At 56.9% G+C, this 23284-nt stretch carries 23 protein-coding genes; 10 read left to right on the top strand and 13 right to left on the bottom strand.

Going from position 1 to position 23284, the window contains the following annotated elements; genetic code table 11:
- Window positions 1-41 precede the first annotated feature (41 nt).
- From hepT to ACFOZ5_RS16105, 4 genes are all read right to left on the bottom strand, one after another.
- Entirely contained in the window at window positions 42-458 is a 417-nt protein-coding gene (hepT, locus tag ACFOZ5_RS16120) for a type VII toxin-antitoxin system HepT family RNase toxin (RefSeq protein WP_379889166.1), read from the bottom strand.
- Window positions 440-853: a type VII toxin-antitoxin system MntA family adenylyltransferase antitoxin gene (gene mntA, locus ACFOZ5_RS16115; RefSeq protein ID WP_379889164.1), complete on the bottom strand. Its 414-nt coding sequence runs from the start codon at window positions 851-853 to the stop codon at window positions 440-442. The genes hepT and mntA overlap by 19 nt, the downstream gene beginning before the upstream one ends.
- A gap of 60 nt (window positions 854-913) precedes the next feature.
- The gene (locus ACFOZ5_RS16110; protein ID WP_379889162.1) at window positions 914-1444 is read right to left on the bottom strand and encodes a glutathione peroxidase; all 531 of its coding nucleotides are present in this window, start codon (window positions 1442-1444) and stop codon (window positions 914-916) included.
- A gap of 183 nt (window positions 1445-1627) precedes the next feature.
- Window positions 1628-1864: a type II toxin-antitoxin system Phd/YefM family antitoxin gene (locus ACFOZ5_RS16105; protein WP_379889160.1), complete on the bottom strand. Its 237-nt coding sequence runs from the start codon at window positions 1862-1864 to the stop codon at window positions 1628-1630.
- A 549-nt stretch (window positions 1865-2413) separates the two neighbouring features.
- Here ACFOZ5_RS16105 and ACFOZ5_RS16100 point away from each other — a divergent pair.
- The 4 genes from ACFOZ5_RS16100 (at window position 2414) to ACFOZ5_RS16085 (ending at window position 7016) form a co-directional block, all read left to right on the top strand.
- Window positions 2414-2647, top strand: coding sequence for a hypothetical protein (locus ACFOZ5_RS16100; RefSeq protein WP_379889158.1), 234 nt, complete (start codon window positions 2414-2416; stop codon window positions 2645-2647).
- A gap of 45 nt (window positions 2648-2692) precedes the next feature.
- A complete protein-coding gene (locus ACFOZ5_RS16095; protein ID WP_379889156.1) occupies window positions 2693-2914 on the top strand; it encodes a hypothetical protein in 222 nt (73 codons plus the stop codon).
- 338 nt (window positions 2915-3252) lie between these two features.
- Window positions 3253-4374, top strand: a complete 1122-nt coding sequence (locus ACFOZ5_RS16090; protein WP_379889154.1) for a metallophosphoesterase family protein — start codon at window positions 3253-3255, stop codon at window positions 4372-4374.
- The gene (locus tag ACFOZ5_RS16085; RefSeq protein WP_379889152.1) at window positions 4371-7016 is read left to right on the top strand and encodes an AAA family ATPase; all 2646 of its coding nucleotides are present in this window, start codon (window positions 4371-4373) and stop codon (window positions 7014-7016) included. Before ACFOZ5_RS16090 ends, ACFOZ5_RS16085 begins: the two co-directional genes overlap by 4 nt.
- 148 nt (window positions 7017-7164) lie before the next feature.
- On the opposite strand, the gene ACFOZ5_RS16080 is transcribed toward ACFOZ5_RS16085, so the two are convergent.
- Entirely contained in the window at window positions 7165-10323 is a 3159-nt protein-coding gene (locus ACFOZ5_RS16080; RefSeq protein ID WP_379889150.1) for a type I restriction endonuclease subunit R, read from the bottom strand.
- Between the two features lie 222 nt (window positions 10324-10545).
- Between ACFOZ5_RS16080 and ACFOZ5_RS16075 the strand changes: the two genes are divergently transcribed.
- Both ACFOZ5_RS16075 and ACFOZ5_RS16070 read left to right on the top strand, forming a co-directional pair.
- Window positions 10546-10998, top strand: coding sequence for a helix-turn-helix domain-containing protein (locus ACFOZ5_RS16075; protein ID WP_379889148.1), 453 nt, complete (start codon window positions 10546-10548; stop codon window positions 10996-10998).
- Window positions 10999-11004: 6 nt separating this feature from the next.
- Window positions 11005-11571, top strand: coding sequence for a PIN domain-containing protein (locus tag ACFOZ5_RS16070; RefSeq protein WP_379889146.1), 567 nt, complete (start codon window positions 11005-11007; stop codon window positions 11569-11571).
- Between the two features lie 247 nt (window positions 11572-11818).
- On the opposite strand, the gene ACFOZ5_RS16065 is transcribed toward ACFOZ5_RS16070, so the two are convergent.
- From ACFOZ5_RS16065 to ACFOZ5_RS16040, 6 genes are all read right to left on the bottom strand, one after another.
- Complete coding sequence (locus ACFOZ5_RS16065; protein WP_449288626.1) at window positions 11819-13060, bottom strand: DUF4268 domain-containing protein; 1242 nt, start codon at window positions 13058-13060, stop codon at window positions 11819-11821.
- A complete protein-coding gene (locus ACFOZ5_RS16060) occupies window positions 13014-14378 on the bottom strand; it encodes a restriction endonuclease subunit S (RefSeq protein WP_379889144.1) in 1365 nt (454 codons plus the stop codon). The genes ACFOZ5_RS16065 and ACFOZ5_RS16060 overlap by 47 nt, the downstream gene beginning before the upstream one ends.
- Window positions 14368-16125 carry a class I SAM-dependent DNA methyltransferase gene (locus ACFOZ5_RS16055; protein ID WP_379889142.1) on the bottom strand — a complete coding sequence of 586 codons (1758 nt, stop codon included), beginning with the start codon at window positions 16123-16125 and terminating at the stop codon, window positions 14368-14370. The genes ACFOZ5_RS16060 and ACFOZ5_RS16055 overlap by 11 nt, the downstream gene beginning before the upstream one ends.
- A gap of 337 nt (window positions 16126-16462) precedes the next feature.
- On the bottom strand, window positions 16463-16960 hold the full coding sequence (locus ACFOZ5_RS16050) for a metal-dependent hydrolase (protein WP_379889140.1): 498 nt from the start codon (window positions 16958-16960) through the stop codon (window positions 16463-16465).
- Between the two features lie 254 nt (window positions 16961-17214).
- A complete protein-coding gene (locus tag ACFOZ5_RS16045) occupies window positions 17215-17472 on the bottom strand; it encodes a YdcH family protein (protein ID WP_379889138.1) in 258 nt (85 codons plus the stop codon).
- A 174-nt stretch (window positions 17473-17646) separates the two neighbouring features.
- Window positions 17647-18174, bottom strand: coding sequence for a CIA30 family protein (locus tag ACFOZ5_RS16040; protein ID WP_379889136.1), 528 nt, complete (start codon window positions 18172-18174; stop codon window positions 17647-17649).
- Between the two features lie 191 nt (window positions 18175-18365).
- Between ACFOZ5_RS16040 and ACFOZ5_RS16035 the strand changes: the two genes are divergently transcribed.
- The 4 genes from ACFOZ5_RS16035 to ACFOZ5_RS16020 all read left to right on the top strand — a co-directional run bounded on the left by ACFOZ5_RS16035 (window position 18366) and on the right by ACFOZ5_RS16020 (window position 20455).
- Window positions 18366-18998, top strand: a complete 633-nt coding sequence (locus ACFOZ5_RS16035; RefSeq protein WP_379889134.1) for a metallophosphatase domain-containing protein — start codon at window positions 18366-18368, stop codon at window positions 18996-18998.
- A 71-nt stretch (window positions 18999-19069) separates the two neighbouring features.
- On the top strand, window positions 19070-19453 hold the full coding sequence (locus ACFOZ5_RS16030; protein ID WP_379889132.1) for a gamma-glutamylcyclotransferase family protein: 384 nt from the start codon (window positions 19070-19072) through the stop codon (window positions 19451-19453).
- Between the two features lie 206 nt (window positions 19454-19659).
- Window positions 19660-20046 carry a DUF302 domain-containing protein gene (locus ACFOZ5_RS16025; protein WP_379889130.1) on the top strand — a complete coding sequence of 129 codons (387 nt, stop codon included), beginning with the start codon at window positions 19660-19662 and terminating at the stop codon, window positions 20044-20046.
- 58 nt (window positions 20047-20104) lie between these two features.
- Complete coding sequence (locus tag ACFOZ5_RS16020) at window positions 20105-20455, top strand: DUF3147 family protein (protein WP_379889128.1); 351 nt, start codon at window positions 20105-20107, stop codon at window positions 20453-20455.
- An 83-nt stretch (window positions 20456-20538) separates the two neighbouring features.
- Here the strand turns inward: ACFOZ5_RS16020 and ACFOZ5_RS16015 are convergent, their stop codons facing one another.
- Both ACFOZ5_RS16015 and ACFOZ5_RS16010 read right to left on the bottom strand, forming a co-directional pair.
- Entirely contained in the window at window positions 20539-21948 is a 1410-nt protein-coding gene (locus tag ACFOZ5_RS16015; RefSeq protein WP_379889126.1) for an amidase family protein, read from the bottom strand.
- A 39-nt stretch (window positions 21949-21987) separates the two neighbouring features.
- Window positions 21988-23025, bottom strand: coding sequence for a hypothetical protein (locus ACFOZ5_RS16010; RefSeq protein ID WP_379889124.1), 1038 nt, complete (start codon window positions 23023-23025; stop codon window positions 21988-21990).
- Window positions 23026-23284: the final 259 nt, after the last annotated feature.

The following is a 23284-nucleotide window of genomic DNA, read 5'->3' as shown; positions in this document are numbered from 1 at the left end:
TCCATCCGCACTGCGTGCGGCAAGGCTGCTGCCGCAGCCGTTTACGCCATCAAATCCGAAAATACTCTGGCAAATTCCCGAAAGTCTCCAAGATGGTACTGGCAGATGGCAAACACGATCTCCCAGTTTACGTCGTCGTAGTTGTGGACCATCACGTTCCTGAAGCCGACTGATTTTCTCAGCCGGATAGCCAGCTCGGTATCAATAACACCTGATTGTGCCAGGGCATCAAAGGCCTGGCCCATGGTCTTGGGGGCAGTGGCTTCGGCGTTTTCGGCCAACCAGTGGGAGGCGATATCCACACACATCTGCACGGCGCGGGTAAGGTTCAGTGAGACAATATCCTGCGCATCAAGATCGGTTAAAAGAGTGTTCAGATCTTCGGGCAGGCGAGATTCCACTCGCTGAATGCAGCGCCTCAGGGATTCCAGCTTCTGGGCTACGAGTTGTTCATCCATGCATTGCGCCGTCCTTCGAGGATGCGTTTTTGATAGGGAACAAAGTCTTCGTTCTCCATGATGTTTCGGTAAATCAGATCACCCCAGATGTGGCGTGAGCCAGTTACCTGCACACCGGTGCTCATGATCTGATCCAGTAACGGCTGTCCTGTGGTGCGCAGATCCACCAGATCTACCGGGCGGTTGAACGCCAGGGCAATGGCTTCCGTTATGGCTATGCGCTCATCTGCACTGAGTGCTTTGTCGGCCTGGACAGCGACGTCGATATCGCTGTCAGGCCTCGCCGTGCCACGAGCGACGGATCCAAAAAGTGCCGCAAACCTTATCTGCGGGAAGTCCGCTAATACTGCCTGAAGCTTGGGAATCGGGGGATTTCCTTGTGGTGTCGGTTTCATGGTGGTCTTCTGTCTCATGGTGTGAACGAGTGTACCAGACAGCACTCACTACAGGGATTTTTACTCAGCGCGAACGCCCGCAGCTCCTGACTCAAGCGCTTTCTCCACTGTCTCGATCAGCTCAGGATCGTCCGGAGTCACCCGGCTCGGGAAGGACTCAACCACAGTGCCCTCGGCATCAATCACATATTTGGTGAAGTTCCACCGTGGAGGTGCACTCTGCCTGTTAATTTCCTGGAAAACCGGATTGGCCTCAGCGCCGGTCACCGCCCCTGGCGCAATCATGGTGAAGGTCACGCCGAAGTTTTTGAAACAGACGTTGGCCGCTTCTTCCTCCGAATCCGCTTCCTGCTTGAAGTCATCACTGGCAAATCCGACGACCACAAGCCCCTCGCCAGAGTAACGCTTGTGCAGCGCTTCCAGGCCTTCAAACTGGCCCGTGTAGCCACAGCGGCTGGCGGTGTTGACGACCAGCAGGGGCTTTCCTTCGGCAAGGTCACAGAGATTGACGGTGTCACTGGAGTGCAGTTTACGTTGTTCATGGTCAAGAAAAGCCGGGCAGCTCTCTGCAACCGCCGAAGAAGCGGTCATCAATACAGCTGCGAGCGCTGCCAACGTCAGAGGTAGCCTGCGATATCTCATAATACAGTCTCCAGTAAAGCCACTTATCGACTATACGCTATATCCTTCAGGGTGGCCCATTGCGGCGCGGCGACCATTTACGGATCGTCGAGCACCAGTCAGCCCCATTCAAACAGCCACCGGGCCACCAGATCAGAAGCGTTGCTCCTCACGAAGACTTCTTACAGCTCGAGTAGAATTTTCACGAACGGGGGGTAGCATGCCTCTTAGTGCTGCACTGTCCGGAAACTGAACGGCGCCAGGCGCAACGGCGGTCAACCTCGCTGCGGGTTTCCCCCGGCGAACAATCACAATATCTTCTCCCGCTGCGACCGCATCCAGCAGCTGCTCCAGCCTTTCTTTGGTCTCGCGAACAGTTATGGTCTGCATGGCTTGTGCTCATTTGTATATACATTAGTTGTATTCTTTGGGCGCTTCGAGAGCAATAGCGCCTCCAGCAACCAACTGCACTTTAAAGACACCGACCTGCTGTAGACCCTGGTTGGGCCGAGTACCTGCTGGGCTATCGCCCGCCTGGCCTGGAGGCGAGTCTGAAAGACTGGAGGCCGGCCAGCCGCTACCTGCTGCTGGACCCTGATGTACCCTGGACGGACGATGGCACCTGATATGACAGTACCCCAAGCCCCGGGAGTGGTTCCAGGGGGCCCTGAAAAACCGGCTGGAATCTCTGCGCCTAGACTACGCGGAAATCAACGGCGCAGACTGGGAGCAACGCTTCCGTGATGCCTGTGTGCTGATCAGTTAAGCAATGGCATTCCGTATTGGAGTTTACCCGCCCGAATGGGCGAGGGTTCACGCGGATTTTTGCTGAATGTGCCAATCTGGCGATCCGCGCGCATACGAATGGATTGGCGATTGCTGAAGTTTGCGGTAGCCTTTCTGAAGGCATTGGAAGCCCACACAAAACAAGGAGTCGTTATGGAACTGAAGTTCGAACTTACCTCTCCCGATCGCGATGCGGTCCAGGAAACCCTCGAAGCCCTTCAAGGTGCCCCTAAGGATGATGTAGACGATTTCCTGCGCTACATCCTAAATGGCAACCGAAATGCCATCCAGAGCTTTATCAAAGGCGCTGTCGACAATCCCAAGACCTGGTGGATCGGTCTGTTCTCCCTGCAAATGCAGGCAGGGGTGATGAATACCAATCAGTGAATTCTGCTCAAAGCCGGAAAACCTTCACTGGGAGAGCATTTGCGGATGATGAAAGTTTTCCAGAACCTGGTAGCCATTGTTCGCTACCTCGCAGCAACCTTTTTTATTCACATTGCTACCCTGATCGCTTTTCTAGCGGGCGGTGCGGCTTGGGCGCATTTTGGAACACCCTGGGCTGGTGCACTCGGCTTCCTTCTTGTCATCGTTCCAAGCGTGCCGATCTTTGGATTGCTGCATGGAAACAGCAACGAGCCCCCATCCCGATAGGGTGCTTGTGTTCATAGCTTCCTGCGGCCCTGAAGAACCAGCTGGCATCTCTGCGCCTGGACTGCGCAGAAATCAACGGCGCAGACTGGGAGAAAAGCTTCCGTGATGCCTGCGCGCTGATAAGTTAAGTAGTGGCACCCATCAATACATCCTGCGTACCCCGGACCGGGGCCACATGAAACTCGTCTGTATCTCTGACCCCCATCGCCTGCATCGCCAGGTTCCACACATCCCGGTGGGCTGAGGCCGACGGATGGATTCGGACAATAAAGGTTTGGTCCGATGCCCCGGATCGGTAAAGTAGCCGACAGATTCCGTTTTATCCGAGGACAATGTATATGCCAAGGTTCCTGCACACCGCAGACTGGCAGATGGGGCGGTCGTACAGCCGCTTCGAGACAGAAGACGGCGCGGCCCTGGTCGAGGCCCGGTTTGAGGCCATTGAAAAGCTTGCTCAACTGGCCAATCAGCATCAGTGCGATGCGGTACTGGTGGCCGGTGACGTCTTTGACGCACAAACGGTCTCCGACCGAACCATTCGCAGGGTGTTCAACGCCACCAAGGGTTTTACCGGTCCCTGGGTCATGCTTCCCGGCAATCACGATGCCGCCCTGGCAGAGAGTGTATGGACCCGGGCCCAGCGCCTGGGTGCGGTGCCTGAGAACGTGCACCTGGCGCTTCAGCCCGGCGTCATCAATCTGGAAACGCAGAACCTGAGCATACTCTGCGCACCCCTGACCCAGCGCAATACCTACGGCGACCTGACCGAGCCTTTCAGCGGCTATGAGTCCCCGGAAGGTTTCGTGAGAATCGGCCTGGCCCACGGCAGCGTTCAGGGCCTGCTGCCGGACGAGATTGATTCCACCAACCCCATCGCGCCAGACCGTACCGAAGCCAGCCGGCTCGATTACCTGGCGCTGGGTGACTGGCACGGCACCAAACAGATCAATGATCGCACCTGGTACAGCGGCACCCCCGAGCCGGAACGGTTCCGGAACAACGAAGCGGGCAATGCACTGATCGTTGAGGTGGCCGAACCTGGCGCAACACCGACGGTAACCCGACTACCAACGGGGCGTTACCAATGGCACCAGTGGCGTGAAACCCTGGCGGTCCAGTCGGACCTTGAGCAACTGCTGGAGCGTCTGGACGCCTTGCCCGAATCCGCCGTCGTCGACCTGCGACTTGAAGGCTCGGTCACGCTGGCCGGCGAAGAAACACTGTTCAAGGCTCTGTCGGTCGCGGAAGCCCGTTTTCGCAGCCTGCGGTGTGAACGCAGTGGTTTACAGCTTGCTCCCACCGATGAGGACATTGCCGCCCTGAAAGCGGATGGGTATGTGGGCGAAGTGATTGAGAGCCTGCGGCAACGGCAGGAAGACGCACAGGACAATGCCGCCCGGGATGCACTGGCGATTCTGGCCGGGTTGCTCAGAGAGCGGGAACAGGAGGCCAGCCAATGAAACTGCAGCGCCTGCGCATTGAGCAGCTACGCCAGTTCCGCAAACCCTTTGTGCTGGATAACCTGCAACCCGGCCTCAACCTGATTCACGGCCCCAATGAGTCCGGCAAAAGCACCCTGGTGCGGTCGATCCGGGCGGCCTTTTTCGAGCGCTACCGCTCAACCGCCGTTGACGACCTGCGTCCTTGGGGCGACTCCGCCGCTGCTCCCACCATTGAGCTGGATTTTGAGCACGACAACCGCAACTGGCACCTCACCAAAAGCTTTCTGCAGCGCAAACGCTGTGACCTGACGATCGACACCGAGACCTACAGCGAAGACGACGCGGAAGAAAAACTGGCCGAGTTGCTGGGCTACCAGTACCCGCAGAAAGGCATCAGCAAAGCCAGGCACTGGGGCATACCGGGGCTGCTATGGGTGGAGCAGGGCACCGGGCAGGACATCGAGCAGGCCATAGAGCATGCCGGGGATCACCTGAAGTCCGCCCTGAATTCCATGGTCGGCGAGGTGGCCAGTTCCGGGGGCGATGACCTGATTGAGTCGGTCCGCAGCCAACGGGACACCCTGCTGACCGGAACCGGCAAACCCCGGGGCGATTACCTGCAACTGGAAAAAGACCGTGCCCTGTATGAGCGTGACATCGAAGAGCTGAAGGAACGGGTGCAACACTACCAGGAACAGGTCGACCGGCTCGGCAAACTCACCCAGGACTACAACCAGGCAGAGGCCGAGCGACCCTGGGAAGAGGCCCAGCGCCAGCTGGAGGAAGCTCGCACCCGCTATCAGCAGGTCGAGCGGCTGGAACAACAACAGTACCAGGAAGAAGCCACGCTCACCCAACTGCAGCAAAACCACCGGTTGTTGCAACAGAACAAGGAGCACCTGGAAGGGCTGAGTCGCCAGTTGCAGGGCCGCAAAGCCGAGCTGGAACGCGCCGAGCGCGATTACAGCCTGGCGGAAGCCCAGACCCCGGCGGTTACCGGCCGATTGGCCGAAGCGAGAACCGCTTATGAGCAAGCGGAAAAGCAACGCAAGCTGGCGGGTTTGCTGCAAACCCGCGAACGGCTGGAGCAGGATGTCCGGCGGCTTGAGCAGCACAAACAGGTGCTGACCCAGAACCTCGCCAAAGCGAAGGACTACCACCAGCAGCTGGAGCAGGCCAGGCAGCAGGCCAGAGACAACCGGATTGATTCCGCCGCGGTCAAAAACCTGCAAGCGACCGCGAACCAGTTGAACGAAGAAACCATCCGCTCACGAACCATCGCCACCCGGTTGAGCTGGCAGCTGGACGCCAACGCGTCATTAACGCTAAACAACGAGCCGCTGACCGGGCAAGGTGAGCAGCAGCTCCTGGAAGAATCGTCCCTGGTGATCCCGGGCGTGGGTACCCTGGGCATAACGCCCGGTGGCGAAGAGCTGGCCAGCACCCGCAGAAAGCTCAAAACCCTCCAGGATAGCTTTGCAGAACAGCTGAAGGCCCTGGGTGTGACATCGGTGGAGCAGGCGGAGGACCGCCTTGCAGCCTTCGAAAGTGCCGGAAGAACCCTGAAGCACGCCGAAGAGTTGTTCAAATCCGTGGCACCGGCCGGCATTGAGCAACGCGACGCCGAACAGAGCGAGGCAGAAAGCGAACTGGAGAAAGCCAGAAGCCAGTTGCAGGCCACGCCAGAACCGGATCAGAAAGAGAACGTACCCGCCCTGGAAGAAGCAGAAGCTGCTTTCGTTCAGGCGGGCACCGCGCTGGATAAGGCGGAAGCCGATGACCGTGAACACCAGGCGACACTGTCGGCACGGAAACAGGCCCGGAACAACGCCAAAACCGAATGGCAGCGGCTCGCGGATGAAGAAAAGAGCCCGGAACGGCAGCAGCAACTGCAACAGATAACCACCGACCTGGCCAACATCGAGCAACAGCAGACCGAACTGCAAGCCAGCCTCGAACGCCGCGAACGGGAAATCCGGGAGGCCCGTCCGGACTTTCTCAAACAGGATATCGAGCGCTACCAGAACGCGGTCAATAACCTGCGCCAGACCCAGGAAAACCGGGGGCGTGAGCTCAGGGACATAAAAATCAGGCTGGAGGCCTGGGGTGCGGAAGGGCTGGAAGAACAGCTTAACGAGAAAGAAGCAGAGCTCGACCAGTGCAACCGCCGCTATCAGGAACTGCACCGCCGTGCCCAGGCACTGGACCTGCTGCTGAACCTGCTCACGGAAAAACGCCAGGCCCTGACTCGGCGCCTGCAGGCACCGCTGCAAAAGCACCTCAACCACTACCTGTCAGTGCTTTTCCCGGAAGCGTCCCTGGAAGTCGACGAACAGCTCCGGCCCGGCACCTTCAGCCGGGGCAACGAACTGGGGCAGATGTCCGAACTCAGCTTTGGTGCCCGGGAACAGATGGGATTGATCAGCCGCCTGGCCTACGCCGATCTGCTGCGGGAAGCAGGAAGGCCGACCCTGGTAATACTGGACGACACCCTGGTGCACAGTGACAGCGACCGCCTGGAAGACATGAAACGCATCCTGTTCGATGCGGCCAGCCGGCATCAGATCCTGCTATTCACTTGCCATCCGGAGAAGTGGCAGGACCTGGGAGTGCCGCCTGTGGATATTCAGGCATCGAAGGAGCAGGACATTCTGGAGTAGAAGTCCAATTTTTTGGTGCTGGATACCGCTACAATAACTTTAAGGCCGTCTCGCCAGCTCCGGTGTCAACAAAGGGGGGCCAGCAGCGAGTAGCGCTGGCAGGTCTCGATCTTGTCCAACTGGTCCTGGAATGCCTCAGTGTAGTCATTCATGTCGTCGTCCAGTCATTGGACAGCGCCTCTGCCTGTTCCATAATCAACTCAATAGCCGCCGGCGCCTTGTCCGGCGGATACTTGTACCGCTGCAGCGTGCGCCGCACCAGAATCCGGAGCTTGGCCCGAACGCTTTCCCGCACCTGCCAGTCCACAGTGGTGGATCTACGCAGCTTGTCTGTGATCTCCACGGCGATTTTCTTCAGGATCTCGTCTCCCAGTTCACGCACGGCGCTCTCATTGCTGGCCAGGGCATCGTAGAAGGCTACTTCGTCCGGGTTCAGGCCGAGGGCGGCGTCTCGTTCCATTTCAGCTTGGAACTGCTTGGCCATGGCGATCAGCTCTTCAATCACCTGTGCCGTCTCGATGCCCCGGTTGTTGTACTTGCGCAGCGTCTCCTGGAGGCGGTCGGCGTATTTTTTCTCCTGCACCACGTTGTTGCGAGTCTTGGCCTTGATGTCATCCTTGAGCAGTTTCTCCAGCAGTTCCACGGCGAAGTTCTTGTAGGGCATCTGCCGGACGTCTTCAAGGAACTCGTCTGAGAGTAGGCCGATGTTGGGCTTGTCCAAGCCGCACAGGGCAAAAACATCAGTGACACCGCCACCGATCAGGGCATTGTCCAGAATTTGCTTCAGCGCAGTGTTCTTCTCTTCCTCGGTCAGCTTCTTGTCTACGCTGGTGAACTTGGTGATGGCCGTTTTCACTTGTGACAGGAACGCCACTTCTTTCTGCAGTGCCTGGGCTTCGTCCAGGGTGGCACACAGCGAGAAGGCCTTGCTCATGGCCAGTACGGTATCCAGGAAGCGCTTCTTGCCGTCTTCAAGGCTGAGAATGTAGTTGGCCGCGGGCACCAGGAATTTGTGGGGCTCCTTCTCGAATCCGCTGTAGTCAAAGCCCTTGCCTTTGGGCCCGGGAGCAAACATGCCGTGGATGATGTCCAATTTCTCCAGCAGGATGGCGTAGGCTTCCTCGGCGCTGTGGGTAGGGGAGCCCTTGCCTTTGGCGTCGGTATAGGTTTTCAGGGCCTGCTTGAGCTCATTGGCGATGCCGATGTAATCCACTACCAAGCCGCCGGGCTTGTCTTTGAACACGCGGTTTACCCGGGCAATGGCCTGCATCAGGTTGTGGCCCTTCATGGGCTTGTCCACATACATGGTGTGACAGCAGGGCGCATCGAAGCCGGTGAGCCACATATCCCGCACGATCACCAGCTTGAGCGGGTCGTTGATGTCTTTGAAACGCTTCTCAAACCGTTTCTTGGTCTGCTTGTTGTGGATATGCGGTTGCAGCAGAGCCCGATCAGAGGCAGAGCCAGTCATCACAACCTTGATGGCGCCTTTTTCCGGATCATCGTCATGCCACTCCGGGCGCAGGGCGACAATCTCGTTATACAAGTGAACCGCTATCTCCCGGCTCATGGCTACTATCATGGCCTTTCCATCGATGGTGCTGGAGCGGACTTCATAGTGATTCACCAGATCTTCCGCTACCTGCTTCAGGCGTGGGCCGGCGCCGACCAGCTTCTCCAGCCGGCTCCACTCGCCCTTGGTTTTCTCGCGGCTGCCAACGTCTTCGTCGTCCTCAACCACTTCCTCCACCTGATCGGACAGCTCCTCGATCTGTTCGCGGTTGATGTCCAGCTTGGCCAGGCGGGATTCGTAGAAGATGGGCACTGTCGCGCCATCGTCTACGGCATCCTGGATATCGTAGATGGACACGTAGTCGCCGAACACGGCTCGGGTGTCCTTGTCTTCGCTTTCAATGGGGGTGCCGGTAAAGCCGATGAACGAAGCATTGGGCAGGGCATCGCGCATGTGGCGGGCGTAGCCGAACTTGTAGGTACCGTCTTTCTTGAGGGTGGCTTTCAGACCGTACTGGCTGCGGTGGGCTTCATCCGAGATCACCACGATGTTGTGGCGGTCGTTCAGAATCGGGTGGCCGGATTCGTCGTTCAGCAGTGCGAACTTCTGAACCGTGGTGAAGATAATGCCGCCGGATTCCCGCTCTGACAGCAACCGGCGCAGGGTATCCCGGTCATCGGCCTGCACCGGTTCCTGCTTCAACAATTCCCGGGCGGCGCTGAAGGTGGCGAACAGCTGGCCGTCCAGATCGTTGCGATCAGTGACCACGATCAGTGTGGGGTTGTTCATCTCTGGCTGTTGCAGCAGCTTGCCGGCGTAACAGCACATGGAAATGCTCTTGCCCGAGCCCTGGGTGTGCCACACCACACCGGCTTTCTTGCTGCCTGGCAGAACCTGGTCACCGTAGGTGGCACGCTTTTCTTGTGAATCTTTGCGATCCAGTTGCTTTGCAGCAATCACTGTGGCCTTTACGGCTTCACGCACAGCATGGAACTGGTGGTAGCCGGCGATCTTCTTGACCAGCTTGTCGGAATCGGTCTCGAAGATCACGAAGTAGCGGATGTAATCCAGAAACAGCTCTCGGTCGAAGAAACCCCGCACCATGGTTTCCAGTTGCCACTCCAGCAGCGGCTTGTCGTCTTCGTGCTTGATGGTGCGCCAGGGCATGTAGCGTTCCTGGCTGGCGGTGAGCGAGCCTACTCTGGCGTGAAAGCCCTCGCTGATGATGGCCGCTTCGTTGTAAACGAACAGATCGGAGCATTCGTCTTTGTAGGTCTGAATCTGGTTATAGGCATCCCAGATAGTTACGTTATCTGCGCTCGGACTTTTCAGCTCCAGCACCGCAAGGGGCAGACCGTTGATAAAACAGACCACATCCGGCCGTCGCAGTTGTTTGGAGCCTTCGAGCGTGAACTGGTTAATGGCCCGGAAGCGGTTAGCGGCCACGTCACTGAAGTCCGCCAGAAAGGCCTGATCGTGAACCACCTTGTCGTCGTGCTTGTACTCAACGGGAACACCGTCCAGCAACAGGCGGTGGAAGGCCCGGTTACTGATCACCACATCCAGGCTTTCCGGTTTGCGGACAACGGCCAAGGCTTGCTCAATAGCGCTTTGGGGCAGGTGAGGGTTGATGCGGCGAATGGCTGCTTCCAGATCGGCCAGAAACAATACTTGCCGGTAGTCGGTCCGTTCCGGGGCTGTGCCATCCGGTGCCAGGTCTGGACCGTGGGCGATCTCCCAGCCGCCTTCTGCAAACCATTCCAGGCACTGCTGCTCCAGCTGATCTTCAGTCACTCCGTACTTCCTTACTTAAGCGGATTAATTCAGGGCTTGCCGCCCAGGAAAACACGCGCAATTTCAACAGACTTGGCCAGAGTATGGTCGATAGCCAGCTAAACAGCCACAATCTGTAAACGCTTATAACCAAATCGTCTATTTCGTTTGTTTCGTTTATTTCGTTTGCTCGGCATAATAGGCCTTCAGACGGTTATCATATGAGTATCAAGGGGAGATGCGATGTCTGCTCAGAAAATTGTACATTTGCCGACGGCATCAGAAGTAGAACAGGCCAAACTCTCCAGTCGCACCTTGTCCAAGTACGCCGACGTGGATCGAGTGCAGCTCTCGCTGCGTGGCAGTAACGGCGAATCTGATGAACTGGTTCTGCCTGGCCACGTGCTGCAGATTCTGCTGGACGTACTGGCGGAAGTGTCTCAGGGCAACGCCATTAGCCTGATCCCGTATCATCAGGAAATCAGTACACAAGATGCGGCCAACCTCTTGAACGTCAGCCGCCCCTTCCTCGTGCGGCTGCTGGAGGAGGGATCTATCCCCTTCCGGAAGGTAGGGGCGCACCGGCGGGTCAAACTGCAGGATGTATTGACCTATAAGGAACAGGTAGATCACCAGCGGCAGGCAACACTGGACGAATTGGCGCAACTGTCACAAGACGAGGGATTGGGGTACTGACAGGCAATGAGCAAGTTCACCGTCGTCTACGATGCCTGCGTACTGTATCCCGCACCCTTGCGGGATGCACTGATGCGGCTGGCACTGACGGACCTGTTCAAGGCGCACTGGACGGACCACATTCACGACGAGTGGATAAACGCGCTGTTGAGGGCAAAGAAGCATTCCCCCGAGAGCTTGATGCGGGCGAGGGAACTGATGGATCGGCACGTGCGCGATGCAAAAGTGTACGGCTACGAACCGCTGATTGAGGGGCTGGACCTCCCGGACCCTGATGATCGCCATGTGCTGGCTGCCGCCATCCGTTGTAACGCCAACGCCATTGTTACCTTCAATCTGAAGGATTTTCCCGAGGCATCGCTTCGCCAGTACGATATCGAGGTGATTCACCCGGACGACTTTATCGTTTATCAGATCGACATGGCACCGACGGTGTGTTGCCGGGCTTTTCAGGCACAGCGGTCAGCGCTCAAGAATCCCCCGCTCAGTGTCGAAACCTTTCTGGCAACCCTTCAAAAACAGCAGTTGCCCCAAACGGTTTCGAAGCTTCGGGAATTTGCGGATTTTCTCTAGTTTCTCTAGTCATGGATTCCGGAATGGAACCTGTGTTATTTCGGATATTCGATGACAAAAGTGGTTTATCCAGGGTTGGAAATCTGATGAGGGGCAAGTCGCGAGTGGCGCAACTACCGAGAGATCCTCGGTGGTTACCGGTTTCGAATTTAAGCGTTTGGCCGCTGGTCGAACGTTCCGGAAATACCGGAGAGTTCCCGCTCCTTACATTTCGGCAGTATGTGCAAAATTTGCAACAACTGAACTGCTAAGGATTCTTTAGCAGTTCCTTGCTCGAATTAGCGGATTCGAGATTTAGATTCTTGTTTTTCAGCTCTTGCTTAATCTTTTCTAACGGCCCGCTTAGCGCCTTTTCCAGCCGCGTCATGTGCTCAATAAGCCAGTAAATCATTTCTGGCCAGTTGGTTTTGTCGTAGCCGTCCACTGGTTTGCCAAATTGGATGCGACATGCCTTACGATCAGGCAGCGGCAACCAGACCAGCGCACCATCAAAATCTGCCTCGATCTGTTCTTTCTGCGCGGCCAGGTGGTCAAACACGAACCGGTTGGCCTCTGGCTGAGCTCTGGCCATGGAAAACTCCACGCGGACTTCGCTCTTGCCAAAAATCACGTTAAACGTCATGCCCGACAGGCCAGACCCAGCCGCTAACCAATGATCCTTACCCGGGCTGATGTTGTTGTATAGGCTACAACTGCTTTGACTGAACGCCTCCAGCGCTTGCTCCCAGAACGCCAGTCGCAGCCGATGACTCTGTCTCTGCTCATTACTGGCGCTTTTTTCCTCGGCCTCCTTGGCCATCATGCCAATCATGAAGTCCGAGGCTTCCGGCGTAGGGATGATCTGCTCCACGTTCAGGAATAGCTCGGCACCGGCCTGGAAGGGTGTCACCTTGAAGCACTGGCAGTTGACCCCGAATTGGCTCAGCCAGAGCACTGTGTTGGTGACTTCCTTTCGGTAGTGGGCGGCCACGAGAATCAGGCGTTGGCTTTTCAGGGTGTTGAGCTGCACGGATGGCAGATCGTCGGCCTGCAGGAACTCCAGCAATACGCTTTCTGCATCCGCCGGCGCGCTGCCTTCGTTCTGGGCTTTCTGGTTCAGGTAGCGCTGGAAAATCTCCACCACCTGCTGCTTTTTCAGGTTGGCGCAGTAGCTTGCGTACTTGAGGGCCTGCCACACCACATCCCGGCCGCTGTCATCGAGCTTGTTTTCAATGATGACCAGATTGCCGTCCTTGTCGATGGCCAGCAGGTCGAGCCGCTCGCGAGTGTCGTCGAAGCCGTCGAATTCTTTCTGGATGATCAGCAGCTCGTCGCCGTCGCCTTGGGTCAGCGCTTGGGGGTAGTTCTCCAGCCATTCCTGCAGGTGCTTGCGCTCGGTGAAGCCGAGGTCGGTGAAGCGTTTTACTTCCAGCGGGTTGATGCGGTTGGCGGTGGGATCGATTTTAAACATTGGCTGTTTCCATCGCTTCCGCTGGCTGATCTTCGGCACTTGAAACAGAAAGTTCGCCGGAGAGGAGCTTGGGCAGGATAGTGTCTCGTATCGAGACAAGTGACACCGACTCTCGATTGTGCGAAGTGGCGAGCAAATAAAACGGCCTCACATGCTCAGAGAAATGTCTCATTAGATCAATGGGGGGTACAGCAGTCGCGAACTGCATGATTGCCTTTTTGTCACCACGAGGCATTTTTGCTCCCTTTGACGTGAGCATCATGTACTCAAAAAAACTATCTTGGTACAGAAGGTTAAAGAGATGCTCCTCCGTGCCATTGTGTCTGGGAGTGAACCCGAGTACATCTGGTGAGCGCCCGCCATGGATATTGGCTAGCCATATTTTTTTAAAGTAAGGCCGGATGTTCGATATCAGAATTTCGCCGGGCTCAAAGCCCGGCACTGAGGCAGACGAAGGAAAGGATGAGGCCGGGCAGACTCCTTTCCTATTTTCGAGCATATTTTCTGTTGAGATGTATGTTTCTAGAGTCAGCTCATCTTTTGAAATCCGTTGGCGGCTGAAGCTGGCAATGTCGCTGAGTGTGCCATAGGCCCACCCCTCCGGAATCTCTCCCAACTCACTATCCTGCATAGCCGACGGAAATAGCTCGGCGGTGGCACGGAGTTCGGCGTATCGCTCGGGCTGTTCGGCCTGGAGGCGGGTTAGCGCTGCATGAGCGCCTGCTGCGGATGCGCCAGCATTGCATAAAGAGGTGCCGGAAATGGCCTGCATGGCGGCGAGCAGTGCGTCTTCCTCGCTTTCACCGGCTTCCAGTGAGGCGATCTTGGCTTTGACCGGCTCGAAATTGACAAACCAGCTTTTGAAGATGGCCTGGCTCATTTGTTCGAGGGTTTGGTTGATTTTTTGGTTAATCCCCACTTTCTCCTCAAGAGATGAGAGCACTGAACTGATGCGCTGTTGCTCGGCTCGGCTTTTGGGGATCTCAACCTCAAAGGGGTAAACCGCATTTCGATTCAGCGATTTTTGAGCACTGCCAGAGTTGAATTGATCAAAGTCTATGGTTTTTAACAGGTAATAAATAAACTTTGGGTCGTTGCCTTTGAAGTCGGTGACGTACAAGGCCGTGTTTAGCGGCCAGAAGTCTTTATCTGAGTAGCTTATTTCCCCCATGGAGTTACCACTGCGCCCGACTGTTACGCCTGGGCCGGTAGCCTTTGCTTCATTGTGAAAGCCGGTAATGCCTGACGAGCCCAGTATTGGGATATCTCCCGAGAGCCTATTCTGGGTTGGCAGGTCATGGCCACGTTGTAAAGTTAATACATCACCGAGCGGGATAGTTACCCATTCAGACTTCATACCCCAGCCCCCCAAGATTCTGTTTGATCTCGGCTTCCAATCGGTCGCTCTCGGCAAACTGTTCCCGCAGCTGGCCGGTCAACCGCGCCATCTTCTCGGCAAATGGCTCGCCATCCTTTTCCTGCTCCTGAGCACCCACATAACGCCCGGGCGTGAGCACAAAGTCATGCTTCTTGATCTCGTCCAGGCTGGCGGATTTGCAGAAGCCGGGGATGTCGTCATAAACACGCTGGTCGCTCTCGTCCATCCCTGGACTCCGCGACCCTTGGGCTCCTGCCCGGCGCCAAGCATGGAACGTGTCGGCGATTTTGGCGATGTCGTCGTTGGTGAAGTCCCGCAGTACCCGGTCCCGCATAAAGCCTAGGTTTCGGGCATCGATGAACAGGAACTCTTCTCGGCGGTCGCGCTTCTTCTCGTTTCGTGCCATGCCGTTGGCTTTGTCCCGGGTCAGTAACCAGATACAGGCCGGGATCTGTGTGTTGGTGAACAGCTGGCCGGGCAGGGCCACCATGCATTCCACCAGGTCTTCTTCCACCAGGCGCTTGCGGATCTCGCCTTCGTTGTTGGTGTTGGAGCTCATGGAGCCGTTGGCCAGTAGCAGGGCCATGCTGCCGGTGGGTGCCAGGTGGTGGATCATGTGCTGCATCCACGCGAAGTTGGCGTTGCCTTTGGGCGGGGTACCGTATTTCCAGCGGGCGTCTTCGGCCAGGGATTCGCTCCACCAGTCCTTCATGTTGAAGGGCGGGTTGGCCATCACGAAGTCTGCGCGCAAGTCCGGGTGCTGGTCGTCCAGGAAGGTGTCGGCGTTCTTCTTGCCGAAGTTGAAGTCGATGCCCCGGATGGCCATGTTCATTGCGGCCAGTCGCCAGGTGGTGGGGTTGGACTCCTGGCCGTACACGGAGATGTGCTTCTTCTGTTCGCTGGCGTCGTAGTGCTGCTCTTTGGCGTGTTCCTCAATGAACTTGTCGCTGGAGACAAAGAAGCCACCGGAACCCATGGCCGGGTCATACACGCGGCCGGAGTAGGGTTCGAGCATTTCCACAATCAGGGTCACGATGCTCTTGGGGGTGTAATACTGGCCGCCCTGCTTGCCTTCGGCCAGGGCGAACTGGCCCAGGAAGTATTCGTACACGTGGCCGAGGATGTCCTTGCTGTGCAGGCTCAGCTTCTCGCCGTCGAATACGGGCTTGGTGAAGGAGGTGTCGGAGAAAGTGTTGATCAGGCCCAGCAGCTTATCGTTTTCCAGCTGGTACTGGCTGATTCGGTTGAGGATGCCCTTGAGTTTGGTATTGCTCTTCTCGATTTCTTCCAGGGCATTATCGATCAGCCATGAAACGGATCGCAGTTTTACGTCGTTACCAGCCTCGTCCTGCCAGAGTACGCTGCCAACTGGCAGTACGGCCTTTTCTTTGAGGGTGCTCCAGCGGGCCGCCTTGGGTACCCAGAACACGTTGGCTTCGCGGTAGTAATCCAATACTTCCAGCTCTTCCAACAGGGCTTGGTGGTAGTCCTCGTCGCCGTCGTAGTCTTCCGGCGGCAGGTAGTAGATGTCGTCGTTCTCATCCTTGAACCGTTCCAGCAATTCTTCCTGGCGCTCCTCGAAGGCATCGGAGACGTACTTCAGGAAGATAAGCCCCAGCACCACATGCTTGTAGTTGGCGGCATCCAGGTTGGCGCGCAGCTTGTCGGCGGCTTTCCAGAGTTTGTCATCCAGGGCTTTGAGGAATTGCTGTTCCGTGTTGTTCATTGCTCGGTTGTTCCCTATGAGAAGTTACTGCTTTCGTTCTCTGATAAAACGTAAAGGCACGGAGCGACAAGGTGTGTCGGTTCGTGCCTTTGATTGTTCCGGAGTGTGGTGGGGCAAAGCCGGGGTGTATTGCTTGCTAACCACCCGATACAGGGTTGTTTTACGTTAGTTGGTAGGGTTAGGCAAGGCTAGGAGATGCCCCGGCGTTCCTTTGAGTTCTTCTAAGCGGCGCGGTAGTCATCGCGCCGCTGCACGTCGTCTTTGCAGTACCTGTTTCAGAATGGTTGGTCGTTTAAATCAAGTCAGTTTTGCAAGGCATCATCAACAGACTCGAAGGTTAATGCCTGGATCGCCGCCAAAATTGAACCGCAAAATACACCACACCACCAACAACCCCGCTATACAGACAAAGCTGGTGCAGTGCCTCGATTGAAATCACCCCTTGGATCGCATTGTCAGTTGTAACCGGGAAAAACGGCTCAACATCCCAATGCATGATGCTATCCAGCAGCACATGGCTGAAGGTTCCGATGAATGCGGAGATGAACGCCACCCGCCAGCCAGTCACTATGGTCCAGTCGCGATTCAGGCCCAGAACATAAAGCCCGATCTCAGAAAGGTACTTGCCGGATAAAGCAGACAGTATGGCGAGCAGTACCGCGCCCAGGTAGGTGTGGGAAAAGCCATGAAGGTGCCCCTCACCGGTGATCATCACGAAGAGCGGCTGAAGATCCATGACGATCTGGGCCCAGCCGAAAACCATCAGGCTGAAGCTTCCTTGAAGGATCGCTTTTACGGCGATTCCGGGGCCCATATGGATTGGCGTGAAAGGCATGCGATTACTGTGCCCTGAACAGGATCCGTTTTAATGGATAAACAGTTTGACGTTCTGGTGCTTCAGGAGGCGTTTGATAGACCAGCCACTTATCGGCTGTTGGCTTGGCGGCGAATTCAGTGAAGGGGGTGGGGGTAAAAGGCCCAGCCAGCGGTCTCAGGCATTCCCGAAACGCCGCGCCGGACACCGCTGTGTCACGCCGCGCCATCACATTACCATTCTACCGAGCCCGGGGAATAGTTGTCGGGTTACGGCTATTTCGCAAGCGAGGATTCATACTCGCGAATCATGCCAGAAAGCTGGTCTTTCAGATTGAGGCGCTGTTTTTTGAGATCCTCCAGATGCTCATCAGAGGTGTTCTCAGCGCCACCCTCGAAATGATGAACTGAATGATCTACCTCATGGTACTCTTCAAACAGTTTCGCGAAATGATTGTTATTGGTTTTCAGGTGGTGAATGGCTTCTTTTGATTCGGGGAATTCATGAATCAGATCGTGTTTTTCCAGTGACATAAAGACAATCTCTTTGATTGCGGGATGTGTTTCAAGCTGTACCGTCAACAGGGTCAAGACTACGGCAAGGTGATGACTGGGGGCAAGCAAGGCCGACGTGGGTATTTGTGCTCATGATTGGCTTGATGTTTTAGCCGGGCCTGGCGGGTGAAGAAGTCCCGCTCTGTTTCATAATCAGAAAAGAACCCAATCCTGCATTTTCAGCTGAAATTCACCAACCTGCCGTCCGGATACGAACAGGCTCACTGAAGCCAGGTGTTTAAGGTCCAGTGGGTCCACATCGGTCACTGTCTTGCCACGCCAGGTGGGTATGAAATCACTGAACGGAAGCCGGATGCGGCTCCAGTCTTGAGTATCCGGTGTGAACGCATGCTGGTACACAATGTTGCGCCGGTCAGTGCTGTTGCGAAGGCCGATCTTGTAGGTTTTGCCGTCGCCCTGTGCGAGCAATTCGATACCCGTCCATTTGCTGGCATCAACGGGTGCTGGCAGGTCTGCTTTGACAGAGGCAAAGCCGCCGCCGTTATCCAGTCGCACGGTGCCCTGGAAGAGGCCGACGCCTTCCGCAGAGCTGACCAGCTTGCCGTCCGATTGTCCGCCCATCACCTGGTCACCGAGGGAGTTCCACTGCAACGGCTTGCCCTGGCTATTGAACGTAACCAGGGCAGGGTTGCCGTGGCTGGTGCTACGCGTCTCGTTCATTGGTTTACCTTCAATCGCTTTGCAAAGACTCAGGGTATCATTTTGAATCAAAAGTGCCTGATACAGTAGAAGATTGATAGCGTTACACTAATCGCCGGACATACGTTCAAAGGCGCTGTTCAGAGTGATTGTGGGGTGCTGTTGAGCGACTACCTTGAGAAAATCCTCCGTGGCCGACAGGCAGGATCCCCATGAAACTCGTCTGCATCTCCGACACTCACAGTATGCACCGGCGCATCCCTCACATACCCGGAGGTGACGTGCTGATCCATGCCGGCGATTGTCTGGGTGCGGGCACCCTCAGTGACCTGTCCGATCTGAACGACTGGCTGGGCGAGTTGCCCCACCGCCACAAGATTGTCATCGCCGGCAACCACGACTGGGCCTTCCAGGAAACCCCGGAGCAGGCCCGGGAACGGCTCACCAACGCTATCTACCTGCAGGACACTGGTATCGAGATCGACGGTGTCCGCTTCTGGGGCTCACCCTGGACGCCCACCTTTATGGACTGGGCGTTTATGGAGGACCGGGGCGAACCGATCAACCGGCATTGGCAACGCATTCCCGACGATACCGATGTACTGATTACTCACGGTCCTCCCCATGGCATCGGCGATGCGGTGGACACGGGCTTTCAGTTCGAGAGCGTAGGCTGCGAAGCGCTGCTGGCGCGTGTCCGACAATTGCACCTGAAAGCCCATATATTCGGGCACATCCACGAGGGCTACGGCGAGTTGGTTCCGGGGACCACGCGGTTTATCAATGCCAGCACCTGTGATGAGCGCTATCGGCCGGTGAATGCACCGGTGGTGTTGGATGTGTGAGTACTGAACCCGCTGGCGGACAGGTACACCCATTTGGCAAACTCTGGCTGAGCGAAATTCGGGAGGGCGCGATGATGACCGATCGAAACCACCGAGTAGCCGTCTACGGCACCCTCAAACGTGGGGAGCCAAACCACCCGTTCCTGTCCACTGCGGTTCGCCTGGGAGCGTGCTCGATTTCCTCAATTGCGCTTTACGACCTGGGCCCGTTTCCGGGCGCAAAGCTGGAAGCCAGCAACGGCGTGTTGGTTGAGGTGTATGAGGTGGGGGCCCACACGTTTGCCCGGCTTGACCAGCTTGAAGGGCATAAAGCGCGGGCGCCGAAGGCGGGGCTGTATGATCGTGTACTGTTGGATACGCCGTACGGGGAAGCCTGGGTGTATATCTATAATCCGGATGTTTCGGATTGTGCGGCCATCCGGTCCGGTGTCTGGTCGGCACGAATGCCGAGTTGACTACCCTTACTGAATTCATGCCGTGTGCAACAGGCGGGCTGCTTCTGTTCCTTGCATGCTGGGGCGACCCGGCTCCTGTTTCGGTGGGTCTTTATTGTTCTTGCACACAGGGCCATGATAAGACTTCGGGCAGTGCGGTGCCGGGTACTGACCCCATTGTATGACCGGGGCCGCACAGCTGATTCACCGAACGATTGGAGGTTTCCATGTCGTATACCATTGACCGGGTCATCCCGGATGTGGATTTCGAAGACGTCGACAAGCGGGTACGTCAGGTGCTGGCGGACCATGGTTTCGGCGTGCTGACGGAAATTGACGTCAAGGCAACGATGAAGAAGAAGCTGGATAAGGATATGGCCGCGTACCGGATTCTCGGTGCCTGTAATCCTGGTATGGCCTGGGAGGCCATCGGTGTGGAACCTCGTGTGGGTGCCATGTTGCCATGCAACGTTATCCTCCGGGAGGTCGCTGGCGGGGTTGAGATCAGTGCCATCGACCCTGTTGAGTCCATGACCGCCATCGACAATGACGAGCTCATAAAGATTGCCGGAAACGTCAGAGACAGGTTGTCTGAGGCAGTGAAGGCGGTTTGAGAAAAGTCTGTTATCGAGCCCGGCCGAGCCATCCGGCCTGGCGCCCGGAGGATTTTCCATGGCGTGGTTGATCACCAAATACGCCATTACTGCCGCGCTGGTGGTGATGGTGTCGGAAGTGGCAAAGCGTAGTGACAAGGTGGGGGCGCTGATCGCTGCGCTGCCGATGGTGTCGGTGCTGGCAATGATCTGGCTCTACCTGGAGCACCAGCCCTCGGAGAAGATCAGCAACCACGCCTGGTTTACCTTCTGGTATGTGCTGCCAACGTTGCCAATGTTCCTGGCCTTTCCTTTTCTTCTGCCCCGGTTCGGTTTCTGGGCGTCGCTGGCCATGAGCGCCATCGTCACACTGGTGTCTTTTGGCGTGCTTGCGCTGGTCATGAGGCGATTCGGGATTGTTCTGTTGTAGGCCGGGCCGGCGATGTTGAGGCCTCTCTGGCCACCTTCATGCTATTCCAGGCGGCCGGCTTCCAGGTGCACTGTGATCGTTTTTCAGTACCCCGGCGGCGCCTGAAATTCCGCCAGCCCTTCGTCTTCCAGCAAGCGCGCAAACGCCAGCGTTGTCAGGTCCCGACCCGGGGCGCCGATGATCTGTACGTTGTAAGGCATGCCGTTGCGGGTGATGCCGATGGGTACCGAGGTGGCTGGCAGGCCCAGCAGGGTGGCCAGGGCAATCCAGCAGAACTGGTCGTGGTAGGCGCGTGTTTCGCCGTTCACCTGGATCTGGCGGCGGTACTGGGGGGCTCGCTGATCATGGGGAATGGCGGTGACCGGGTTGACCGGGGCCAGTATCACGTCCACTTCCCCGAAGATTTCTTCCACCTGTTCGCGCATTTTCTCGCGGGTTTCGTTCCATTTCATCCAGCGCCCATGGGTCTGGCTGGTGCCCCGGGCAAACTCGGCCATGCCGTAGGTCATGGGGGTCATCTTCCGCAATGATTTCTCGGCCAGGACAAACAGCTTCAGGCGGCGTTTCTGCTGGCTGCTCATGTCGACGCTCAGCAGGCTGCCCAGCAGGTTGAAGTAGACCGGCATGATGTGCTCGAGGGAGAGCATGGGGTGGTGTAACGACGTGACCAGAGCGCCGCGCTCGGCCATGGCATCGGATAGCCGGCGAAAACCGTTGCTCTGTTCGTGATCCACCGGGCAATGGGGGTCTTCCAGCCAGAGCCCAACACGTGCCTGATCCAGGGCAGCCAGGGTGGCTGGCTCCATGGCCAGTTGCCAGCTTCGGGCCATTTGGGGGCGTGGGCCGGCGATCACTTTCAGCAGTGTTTCCAGGTCCCGGGCCGAGCGGGCCATGGGCCCGCCTTCTGCCAGGTCGGGCTGGGTGACTGTGCCGGGAGGCCCCGGGACGTGCCCCCGGAAGGACACCAGGCTCCGGCTTGGTTTATGGCCAAACACGCCGCAGAAGTGGGTGGGGATGCGAATGGACCCGGCCAGGTCGCTGCCCACTTCAATGGGTGTCAGGCCGGCGGCCAATGCGGCCGCGGCACCGCCGGAGGATCCCCCCGGGGTGCGTTGCCGGTTCCAGGGATTATTGGTGGTGCCGTATACCTCGTTGTAGGTCTGAATATCAGAGGTGAAGTAGGGCACGTTGGTTTTGCCGATCACGATGGCGCCGGAAGCGCAGGCCAGGCCGGGCACCTGCCAGCTGTCCTTGAGGGTCAGTGGCACCCCCAGCAGGGGCCCACCCGCAGTGCCGGCCTGTCGCTGGCGATCGGCTTCCCTGGCCTGGGTGAGGGCCTGTTCCTCATTGACCGCGACCACGGCATTCAGCGGTGGGTTGAAGGTTTTTATACGGTCGAGCAGTGCCCGGGTCAGTGCTTCGCTGGTCAGGTCGCCAGCGTCCATCACCCGCACCAGTTCATCAGCGGTACAGTAGTGCAGTGGTTGACTCATGAACGTCTCTCTGCGGTCTGGTGTCGGGCTGCCGGGGTGTCAATCTAACTGATCACGCCAGCGTTTGTGGTGTACCTGCTCCTTTATAGCGTCAATGATCTCGATCGTCAGGTTGATCAATACCTCATTGTCCTGGCGCTGAGGCAATTCGGTATCATTGGTGCCCTTATGCATCAGTTTTTCCTGGTGATCCGGCAGAAAAACGTCCACCAGGTCGTTGATGAAGTCATGGTTGCGGCTGCTGGCCAGGTCTTCCAGAACCTGGTTGAGAACGTGGGCGGTGATGTCGCCAATGGCCTCTTCCATGGTTCCGCGTACCTGCTTGCCGAAGATGGGCAGCAGTTTCAGGCGTGAAATTTCAGGATTCTGGCGGATCGCATCGGAAATGCACTGCTCCATATACTGTCGCAGGGCGCCACGGTTGGGCACGTACCCCTGGGACGCCATATCGGCGACCCGGTCGGAAATCCAGCCGATAAGGATATCCTTGCGGGGATAGATAATGTTCTGATGAACCTTTTCCAGCAGCGGTGAGCCTTCACGCACTTCTTCCTGCATGCCCGACAGAACCTTGAGTACGATGCGGTCAGACAATTCCTCCATGAATGCCTCGTAATAGAACGCAAGAAACTGAAACACCCGGGTGCGAGTAAAATCGATGACGCCATAGCGATGCAGGCGATACACGATGCTGATAACACGCAGCACCCTCAGGAAACGCATGCCGCTGGTGGGTATACAGCCGAGAAGGTCATACCAGTGAATGAAGGGGTAGAAGTACCAGCGCTGATAGGTTCTGTGCCACACGGCCTCGGCCCAGCGCAAGAAAAACTCCGTCAGGAAGATGCTGACAAATATCAGATCGTAGAATATGAAATTTCGGTGAATCGGTTGGTAGACGTTGTAGAATGCCGGCAACTGCTGCTGGAAAAAATTCTGAATGCCTTCAAACTGATAGACGGAATCAAAAATAATCAGGGTCAGGTTGAGGATCAGCAAGCCAAGCATCAGAAAGTCGATGGCAAACCAGATGGTCTGGTGGCTTTTCTTGAGGTTCTCCCGATTTATGGTGAACATCCGCAGGTTGCAACTCCCGTAACGGCCTGGTTGTTTAACCACTGGGTTTTCGGAGCATTCAACGCTGCCCGTAATACCCGGAGCGTATTCTGGATCAGGTCAAAGGCACCATGAGTTCGTCCCTGGTCGCTGCTGACAACCCTGGACCCTTTGTGAATCATCCTGTTGGCGGAGATTCCGTAACAGATTAGCGTATTTGGACGTTCACGACGAACCTTGTCGTAGAGGGGGCGTTGAGCTCCCCGGGCACAAAAAAACC

This window comes from Marinobacter lacisalsi (assembly GCF_042651045.1).
Taxonomy (GTDB): Bacteria; Pseudomonadota; Gammaproteobacteria; order Pseudomonadales; family Oleiphilaceae; genus Marinobacter; species Marinobacter lacisalsi.
Note: the sequence above shows the minus strand (reverse complement) of the source record. Positions and strands in the feature narration are given on the sequence as shown.